This window comes from Enterovirga rhinocerotis (assembly GCF_004363955.1).
In the GTDB taxonomy this organism is placed as follows: Bacteria; Pseudomonadota; Alphaproteobacteria; order Rhizobiales; family Beijerinckiaceae; genus Enterovirga; species Enterovirga rhinocerotis.
Genome location: NZ_SNZR01000006.1, coordinates 1 through 7923, shown reverse-complemented (window position 1 = coordinate 7923; position 7923 = coordinate 1). Strand labels below are relative to the sequence as shown.

At 62.6% G+C, this 7923-nt stretch carries 9 protein-coding genes; 7 read left to right on the top strand and 2 right to left on the bottom strand.

The features are described 5' to 3' along the window. Positions 1-619 precede the first annotated feature (619 nt). Positions 620-817, top strand: a complete 198-nt coding sequence (locus tag EV668_RS00475; protein ID WP_133767919.1) for a hypothetical protein — start codon at positions 620-622, stop codon at positions 815-817. A 132-nt stretch (positions 818-949) separates the two neighbouring features. Here EV668_RS00475 and EV668_RS00470 read toward each other — a convergent pair whose 3' ends face one another. Further along, positions 950-1642 carry a class I SAM-dependent methyltransferase gene (locus tag EV668_RS00470; protein WP_166652292.1) on the bottom strand — a complete coding sequence of 231 codons (693 nt, stop codon included), beginning with the start codon at positions 1640-1642 and terminating at the stop codon, positions 950-952. A 255-nt stretch (positions 1643-1897) separates the two neighbouring features. Then, entirely contained in the window at positions 1898-2809 is a 912-nt protein-coding gene (locus tag EV668_RS00465; RefSeq protein ID WP_133767917.1) for a polysaccharide pyruvyl transferase family protein, read from the bottom strand. Between the two features lie 96 nt (positions 2810-2905). On the opposite strand from EV668_RS00465, the gene EV668_RS00460 reads away from it, so the two are divergent. From EV668_RS00460 to EV668_RS00440, 6 genes are all read left to right on the top strand, one after another. After that, the gene (locus EV668_RS00460; RefSeq protein WP_133767916.1) at positions 2906-4900 is read left to right on the top strand and encodes a heparinase II/III family protein; all 1995 of its coding nucleotides are present in this window, start codon (positions 2906-2908) and stop codon (positions 4898-4900) included. Further along, positions 4897-6000, top strand: coding sequence for a hypothetical protein (locus tag EV668_RS00455; protein WP_133767915.1), 1104 nt, complete (start codon positions 4897-4899; stop codon positions 5998-6000). The genes EV668_RS00460 and EV668_RS00455 overlap by 4 nt, the downstream gene beginning before the upstream one ends. Positions 6001-6185: 185 nt before the next feature. Next, entirely contained in the window at positions 6186-6308 is a 123-nt protein-coding gene (locus tag EV668_RS25515; protein WP_280960077.1) for a hypothetical protein, read from the top strand. After that, the gene (locus tag EV668_RS00450) at positions 6305-6508 is read left to right on the top strand and encodes a hypothetical protein (protein ID WP_133767914.1); all 204 of its coding nucleotides are present in this window, start codon (positions 6305-6307) and stop codon (positions 6506-6508) included. Before EV668_RS25515 ends, EV668_RS00450 begins: the two co-directional genes overlap by 4 nt. Positions 6509-6580: 72 nt before the next feature. Further along, positions 6581-7075 carry a hypothetical protein gene (locus EV668_RS00445; protein WP_133767913.1) on the top strand — a complete coding sequence of 165 codons (495 nt, stop codon included), beginning with the start codon at positions 6581-6583 and terminating at the stop codon, positions 7073-7075. Beyond that, a complete protein-coding gene (locus EV668_RS00440) occupies positions 7072-7422 on the top strand; it encodes a hypothetical protein (protein WP_133767912.1) in 351 nt (116 codons plus the stop codon). The genes EV668_RS00445 and EV668_RS00440 overlap by 4 nt, the downstream gene beginning before the upstream one ends. The last annotated feature ends 501 nt before the right edge of the window (positions 7423-7923 follow it).

Here is a 7923-nt window from a genome sequence, read left to right as displayed (position 1 = left end):
TTTCGCCGAGTGGCCGCGGCTCAGGATTTCGCCGCCCATCCCTGAGCCAGACCTGTCGGGATGGGTCAGCGCTCTCCCGGCAGGTCACCTCGGCACTGACACTGTCGCTGACGGGCCGTAAGGCGGCTGCGCCGTCTCAGGTTGGAACGGCAATGAATCAGTCAGACCCGCGTGCGCCGCTCGCTCCGTCCTTTGCTGACTGGCTCACAGCGCTGCGGTCGGCGGCATGGTTAGCGGTCAGCCTCCTGATGATCAGGCTGAGAATCCGCGGCCGGTAGGGCTGGCTGATGCGCTGGGCTTTGGCTCCGGTAGCGTTGGCGTCACGGCCGCAGTTCCTCGACCTCGAGCCTCAGGTCGCTGTTCTCGGATTCGAGCGTCGACACGCGAGAGGTCGGGACCGCGACTTCGCCGAAGCTCCGGCACGAATGCCCCCTATCACCGCGCCGTGCGAAGGACCGGAAATTCCGCGTGGGTGCTCATCAAGTGATGTCTCCAATGTACAAACGTTGGCGCGGGGCGAGCAGGCGGGGTTGACTATCAAGGCCGTTTTTTGCCGAATTGCCCGGGCTCAGCACGGAACGAGTCCGCTCCAACGGCTTACATATTGGCTGCAATTTGAATGAACAATGAGAAGATACGGTCGCTGATGGGCCGCCTTGCCGATGACAAGCTTCTGACGAAGGATGAACAGCTCCTGGTTCTCAGCGATTTGTTGTTAGCGAACCGTCGAATACAAGCCGCCAAGCTCGGTCTGACCATGGCTGATGAAAGCAAGCGCAATCGGGGCGGCGCTGCGAAGCGGAAAAGCGGCAGATAGCGGCACGGCGGTTGCCTCAGGATGGAGCGGGATTGCGGATCATCCTAGGTCTGCTTGGTCCGCAGTCGACTTCCTGATGGATCTCGCGAGCTGACGATCAGCCGGCCGTGGACAGTAAAGGACGTGCCGGGCTCAGCATCGCCACGATGGGTCAAGCGTCTGCTCGCCGCTCCGGAGGATACGTGCGGCGCCGCCTTCATCGCCCTTCTGGAAGACAACCACGGAACGGTAAAGCGATACGCCAACTGTCGGGTAGGCTAGATCGTCGATCTCTTCTTCATCCGTGTCCCAGAACGCGTGCATCTCATCAACAAGTGACTTCGCCGTGTTGATGAAATTATGATCCCTCTCAACTCCGCCTCCGTAGTGATCGAGATACGCAGTGTGCATATCCTCGACCACATAGACGCCAGATCTAGAAACACGGGGGTATACGTAGCGCCAAGTTTTCTCGACATCCTTCATGACATGAGAGCCGTCATCAAGAACAATGTCGGGCTGGCCGAACTCAGCTAATATTGAATCCCACATGGTAGCATCAGTCTGCCTACCTATGCGGACATTGATCTGCTCTTCTTCGACCTGCTTGCAGAGCGGATTGATGTCAACCCCGATGAGCGTAGCCTGCGGACCGAGCCACTTCTTCCACATTTGGAGGCTGCCGCCGTGGCTTACTCCGATCTCGACCATTGTCACGCGCCTGCCGCGGAACTGCGAAAGATGACGCTCATAGATCGGGACGTAATGGGCGAACTTGTGCAGCACGCGTCCGGCGTGCCCTTCAACGATCTCAGAAAGCGACCTTTCTTCAACCAACTCGCTCACCGGATGCTCCCTCATCGAGGAAGGGCCAGCCTACCTGCGATCAGCAGGTGTCTCCAGAGGGTGGGCGGCCTTCACCCAGCGATACGATAAAAGAACTGTCCGCTTAGTCTGATGCCGGACTTATTGGGCAGGCCGCACTCCGAGCTTGCCGTGCGGATGCTAACGTTGCTCTTGCTCGTGTTGATGACGCTCCTCACCGAGGCGCCAGCGTCAGAGTAGCCCGCGGGGGCCGGGGGCGCGCGATTTCAGATCGTCTCAAGTGTGAGAGGATCTCTTTGCAACGCCAAGGTCGTCGCTGACCCGCGTCCGGATGTGCGCAGCCCACTCCGAGACGTCGACTGTGGCAGGAGACCAGTCGATCGTGCCGGCAAGGTCGGGCGTGTACAACGGGATGAATTGCTCGACGAGGCTGAACCTGCTGTCGCGGTCCTTGCGGCAAAGAATAACTGGAACATTCAGCCCCAGGCACGGCGAGGCGACGTGCAGCAGAGGCGTGAGGACGACAGCGGCCTCTTTCACATAACGGTCCATAAGGCTTCGCTCGTACCGCTCGGATCGCGCCATCATGTCCTGCGGCAGGGGATACTGAAACACCGGGAGACGGTGAGCGATCAGTTCGACCCGTGGCAGAAGCTCGCTGGGAATTTGCGAGAGGACGGCAGGCGGGAGCAGCCCCGCCCCCTCGCCGAAGACAATGAAAACCTTACCGTCCGGAACCGCGTTCTGCCGTGGCGGGAGACACATGGTGATGCATCCGGACACGTATGCCTCCACCCCACCCTTTTGGAGGACGGCCGCTGTCGCCGGGTCTCTGCATCCAATAGGCTGATGGGCAACCAGCCAGTCCTTGTGCTGCCTGACGAGACCGGCATCTTTCGTGCAGAATCCGACAAAGATTGGCTTCACATGCGCCGGGGCTGGCAGATGTGATCGCCGGAAGACCCCGTTCATGATGAGCGTCGCGGGCGGACCGGAATAATCTGGGAGCGTGTCCCGATCGATCTCGATGACCTCCTCATCAGCGACGCCAAGAGACCGGTAGACGTGACGTGACGCGATCGTTTGAGCGTTGTCGCCGAGATTGACCGAGTAGCTGCCGACCTCCTGGAGCTTCGTCTCGAACGAGGAGAACCCAGCGTAGCTGAAGCCCAGGACGCCGTATTTCATAGAAGCCGGATCCCTGCCCCGATTGCGTTCCAAAGGGACGCGGCGCAGGCCGCCTGTCAAGACGGCCGATCGAAACGCGGCCGCTGGAGGACGCGCTTGACCGCCCTTATCCCGGCGGGCATCCAAGGCGGCTGCCCTGAGAGGTCGCCCGCCATGCTCTCGACTGATGAACTGCCACGGCTCTTGGCACTGGCGGCCGCTCCCGGGCCTCGTTCGCGTGACGACTTCACCGAGGCTCGTAGCCTCATGCAATCAGTGCGATCTGCTCCCTCGGCCAGTCGCGACGAGAAGCGACAGGCGACTGATGCTTTTGCCGCAGTTCGGGCGTCCTACACGTCCGAGGTCGAGCGGCGTCGGACCGACCCGTCTTTCCAGGCCGCGGCGCAGGAAAGAGTGATCGGCGGCCCCTCTGAAGCGATCCGGATCGATCCCGCCGTCCTCGCCTCTGCGCTTGCCTCTTCTCGCGGACTGACCCTCGGCCGAACACAGCGTTCTTCCCTCTTACCGGAGGATTTTGGTGTCTTCGGCGAGGCGTTCGACGCCGGCGAACATTCGCTCGCCGAAGCGACGGGAGGCATCTGGAAGGCGAGAAGCGACATACCGGAATGGGTCATACCGGATCCAATCGACTGGTCGGCCGATCCGTTCTCCGACAAGAATTGGGTTGCCCAGTTTCACGGCTGGCGGCCGATGAACGTCTATCTGCGCGCCTATGGAGTGTCGCGCGACCCCGAGATGTTACGCCGGATCGTGCCCTGGATGGTGGCGTGGGCGCATTACCGGCGCAATCTCTCGCCGGATCGGCATAATCTCGTCGACCCGCAGTCCGGCATGCGGTCGAGCGGGCTCGCGATCGTGCTGGACTCCATTCGCCGCGGCGAGCTCGAGGTTCCGATCGAAGACGAGATCGCGTTGCACGATCTCGCGCTCGACCAAATCCAATGGCTGGCCTCCGGCAAAATCGCCTACATGAACCATGCCTATTTCCAGATCATCGGCCTGGAGGTTCTGAGCCGGGTTCTCGGAGACGAGGCCTGGGCTCCGGCGTGCCGGGAGTACGCCGCTAGCGTCTTCGAGGAGTTTCTCGGCTCCCAATTCACGGATGAGGGCATCCACGTCGAGAATTCCCCCAGCTATCACTTCTACGCCATAGGACAGATCAAGCGCGGCAATCTCAGCCGCCTCAGCAAGAAGGCCGCCGGAATCGTCGCAAAGGCCGAGGCGACCTACCCATGGTTTCTCCTGCCGAACGGCCGCCTCGCCGAGATCGGCGACACCGGTGACGGGGACACCGCGCCTCTCCAAATCTCAGAGGGCAGCATTCTCGCGACCGGCACAAGCACCTACGCGGTGGCGCCGTTCTGGTCGTCCGGCTACGCGGTCGTGCGCTCCTTGCCCGACGTGCCGCCCGTCGAAGCTTCGATGCTGATTATGGCGGGGACGAGCCGCACGCATATCCATAGCCATGCCGACAAGCTGAGCTTTGTCCTGTTCGAGCGCGGACAGCCCGTTCTGATCGACACGGGGCGGTACGGATATCACCGCGATCCCATGCGCTCCTATGTCGAGAGCGCGGCCGCCCACAACACGGTCGGGCTCTCGACGACCGACATCGGCCGCCTCGCGTTTCGCCTCGGCTCCGCCCGCCTCGACGCCCCACAGGTGGAGGGCGACGAGATCATCCTTGGGGGCGAGGTCGAGTGGACACCGCATCGCTATGCCGATTTCGCGTTCAGCCACCGGCGGTCGCTGAGATACGCGCCCGGACGCCATCTGACGATCCACGACACGCTGAGGTCCGACCGGACTATGACTTATGCTAGCCGACTTCACTTCAGCCGCCATATCCAGCTTGTCCCCGACGGCCCGACGTTCGAGGGTCGCCTCCTTGACGGGACGCAGATGCGGGTCGAATGCCTCGAGCAGGACGCCGATATCCGGACCTATCGAGGCTGCACGGACCCGATCCGCGGCTGGGAGACGGTCGATTATCTGAAGATGGAGCCTGCGACGACGCTCGAGGCAGTGTGCCCGGGGAGCGACCGCGTGATCAGATGGCGCATTTCGTTCGGGTCGGACCAACCGCAATGAAGATCGCCGTTCTTGCCATCAGCCGCAGATGCCTGGGCAATATCCTGCCGGCCCTGGAAAAACTCGGAGGATCCGGCGCTGAGTTCTCCCTGATCTGGAGCCCAACCAGCGCTCTCGAGGATGAACCGCCGAGCGCTCTCCCGCTCGGGCTGCGGACGCAATCGGCGGGCATCAAAGTGCCTCCGGATGATGAGTTCTGGAAGCTTGCGGTCGATTTTATCATCTCGTGGGGCGCCGACATCGTCCTGTCGGACGATATGACAACGTGGCCGATCCGCCATCTCTATGCGGAGATCGAGAAGCGCTCGCCGCGGCCGCCAGTGGTCTCCTTTCAACACGGAATGTTTCAGAAATGGGATGAGATGTCGGCGAACTTCGCCTCAGACGTCTTTCTCGCGTTCGGCCCTCGAAACGTATTGCAATTTGAACCCAAGCTATGGCCTCGGGTCCTTCCGGTTGGTCTACCGAAGCTCGATCGGCTTAAATGCGAAGAACGGAGCCAAGGCGGATACATCGGTTTCATCGCGCAGCCGTTCCCGTCCCCCGAACTGGCCTTACCGCTACTGTCGAAGGTCGCTGCAGGGATGCGGCTTCCGGTCAAAGTCCGCCCTCACCCGGCGGCGCCAGCTTCCTACGGACCGCCCGGCGAGAGTTCATGGCCCGGTGTCGAGATTTCGGATCCAGCGCTGCCGCATATTGAATTCGTCAAACACGCGAACGTCTGCATCTCGACGCACTCCACTGCGATCCTTGAGGCAATCCTGCTCGATAAGCCGGTCGCTCTCCTGCCCTCATTCGGGCTGACCGAATTCGGAGGCTTCCCCTTCATCTGCCGGGACTTCACTGTAGAGAGCTGCATCAAGGCGGTGAACCATAGCCGTCGCTACTTCGACCGCTACAAGGCCTTCGTCGACCAGGTCTGTGCCGGAGGGCGCTTCGATGCGACGGAGCGAACGATCCGAACCATCGAAGCGGTCAAGGCGGCTTCGGATCGCCGGAGCTCACCGGGGCTCCCGGATCGATGGTGGAGCGACCCGCTGCTCGACACTATCGCGGAAGGCCATCCGCTCCGCACTCTGTCGCGGCTCTACGGTGCTTGACCACGCTGCGGCGATATTGGGCCGTAATTGCGGTCGCCCAGGGACCTGAAGATCGCCAGAAGGCTGGTGGACGCGGATCCTCGAGGTTGTAGCGGATGCCGTCGTCGTCGAAGAGCACCGATCCAGACGGCGTGACCTTGTTACCGCCGTGCCCGGTCTCAGGGTGCTTCTTGAGGTAGAGCGCCTTGCGCGCGAAGTCTGTTGCGATCTACGCCGTCGCTCGCGCGCTCGACACCGACGCGGGGATCGCCCTGGCCGATTGGGAAGCGGCCAACTCGGCGGCCTACAAGGCGAGGTACGGAACATGAGCCCCGACCTGAAGCGCGAGGCCATCCGTCGCCTCCTCAAGGCTCGGCGGCTCATGGAAGCGGCCATCGACCATTACGAGGCCGGCGACGAGTTCATGGCGGAAGCCCGCCACCTTGTCGACGAGGCGAAGGATTTGGAAGCGGGCATCCAGCCGCTCCCGAGGCCCGTGGCGGCCGTTCCCGTCGAACCGCTCCACTGAGCGACCGGCGCGGCAGTCCCGCTGCCGGGCCTCCTGCCCCCCATCACGCCCATCACGAACGGAGACATCACCATGTCGACGAATGATCTCGAGCGCCCGTCGTCACGGCGTTCCTTCCTCGCCGGCCTCTATGCCGCCTTCACGGTCGCGCCCGTGACGATCGCCTCCGCCGCGCCCCTGCACCCCGCCGATCGCGCCTTCCTTGAATGGGTCGGTGCCGTCTCGGCCTACAATCGCTGCCCCTTTGATGCGGAAGACAGCAGGTCCAAACCCCTGTGGGCCGCAGTCGAGGAGGCCGAGCGGATCATGTGGGCGCTTCCGCCCTCCATCATGAGCGCGGCCTGCATCATGCTCGTGGAGGCCTCCTATAACCTCACGGCGTCCGCCCCGATCCGCATCGCAGATGCCTGCGAGAAGAGACGCGCCGACTTCCTCGTCCTGATCGCGCTCCGCCCGCACCTGACGGGCATCATCGGCAACGTGGTCGCCGATCTCCTTGACCATCCCGAGCGGCCAGCGGGCGAAAGCCTCGTCTGGCGCCTCCGTAGCGGGGAGGCCCGGGCATGAGCGTCCGCCCCATCCTCGACGCGGATCTAGTCCGCCTCACAATCCCGCAGCTTCTTGCCCTCTATGACGCCCATGCTGCGGCGATGGAGGGATACCGGGCCGTTCAGGCGCAGCCCCGAGCGGAGGGCAAGGCCTACGCCATCATCGACGCGCTAGGCGACCGATGCACTGGCGAGATGCAGCGGATCGCCGATCACGTCGTGACACGTTCGCCAGCCGACCGGACAGAGCGCGAGGCGAAGGGCGAATTGCTCGTCCAATGGAACCTCGCCTGCGGTGGCTGGCGAGATCTCGTTGCGGCCGTACGCGAGAATTTCGAGCCCGGCCTTCGTGGAGAGGTCCGATGAGTGCTCCAATTTCGCTCACGAAAGCCAGTCTCGAGAGGGTGCGAGCCAACCCTCGTTCGCTCGTCCTGGAAGATGAGATCGCTCGGGCGTTGACCCTGGCTGCTTACATCGTCACGCGCCATGGGCCGGTCTACGCGCCAATCTTCGAATTCCTCGAACAGGAACTGGCGAGAGTGAGGGCGATGGAGGATCCAGTTGAGCGGGCACAACGTCATCTGGCCAGCGCCACCGTTCCTGTCCCAAGCCACCATCGAGGTCGCGACGGGGTGAAGACCGAACTTCCTCGCCCATGCCCAGCTTGACGGAGCAGTCAGTGAACTCGACATCAAAGATCGCCTATCGCATCGACGAGGCCGCCTCGATGATAGGGCTGGGCAAATCGAAATTGTGGGAGCTCATCGCCGAATGTGAATCGGCGTGCAACTTTGACCCCCTGAGCCGGGGGATCGGCGTCCAATCTTGACCCCCCATAGTGCGGCTTACGCAGTCTGTTCGTCCTCA